Annotated in this window: 1 protein-coding gene; it reads right to left on the reverse strand. The window is 30.9% G+C overall.

Annotated elements, in window-relative coordinates; genetic code table 11:
• Window positions 1-80 precede the first annotated feature (80 nt).
• Window positions 81-1,070: UDP-glucose 4-epimerase GalE (gene galE / locus ACQCX0_RS00985; protein ID WP_462562237.1), on the reverse strand; the 990-nt coding region annotated here is incomplete at its 5' end.

A 1,070-nucleotide genomic window follows, 5' to 3' on the forward strand; every position in this document is an offset into this window, starting at 1 on the left:
TTTAGTTTTTAGGAATATTGTTTAATAAAATCAATACTATGCTGTAAGGTTTTAGCACACAAAGTCTACCAGAAAGTTAGTTATTCTAATTGTTCTTCCCATTTTAGGGCAGATTCTATAATCAGTTTTAAATCATCATACAGAGGAATGTAGTTTAAAACTTTTTTAAGCTTTGTGCTATCAGCCACTAAAATGGGAGGGTCTCCGTCTCGTTTACTCCCGTATTCTATATTGAGTTTATAGCCTATTATTTCTTCCAAAGTTGTTAAAACTTCTAACACTGAAAAACCATGATTGTATCCACAATTTAGTATTTCTGATTTTCCTCCGCTTAAGAGATATTCAAGGGCATTAACATGAATATTTGCTAAATCTACCACATGAAGATAATCTCTAATACAGGTTCCATCAGGAGTTTTATAATCATTACCGTAAACTATAAGTTTATCTCGTTTCTTAGTTGCAAGTTCACAGGCTATTTTAATTAAATGAGAAGCAAGCTTAGAGATTTGCCCACAATTATGAATAGAATCAGCACCAGCTACATTAAAATACCTTAAAGAAACATAGGAAAAGTTCTTATGGCTATTACTAATATCTTTTAGGATTTGCTCAAACATTAGTTTAGAAGAACCATAAGGGTTAATGGGTTGTGCTAAGTAATATTCTTTTATGGGAATTAAAGATTTATGCGGTGCTCCGTATACTGAGGCACTGGAAGAGAAAATAAACTTATTAATTTGCTTGTTTATTAATACTTCTAATAAATTAAGAGATGAAGTAATATTATTTTGATAATATAATACAGGATTTATAATTGATTCTGCAACCAAACTTGAGGCTGCAAAATGTAATACTGCTACAGGATTATAATCATCACAAATTTTACTGAGTATTTCTTTATCCGCTATATTAGCTTTTATAAAAGTAGAATTTTTGGGGATTAAACGCTCATCTCCTGAGGATATATCATCTATTATTATAGGTAGGTATCCTTTGTCTATTAGAGCATAAGACGTTATTGCCCCAATATAACCAGCACCACCAGTTACTAAAATGGGTTTATTCAA

The sequence above is a fragment of the Candidatus Hepatincolaceae symbiont of Strigamia maritima genome, from assembly GCF_055505085.1.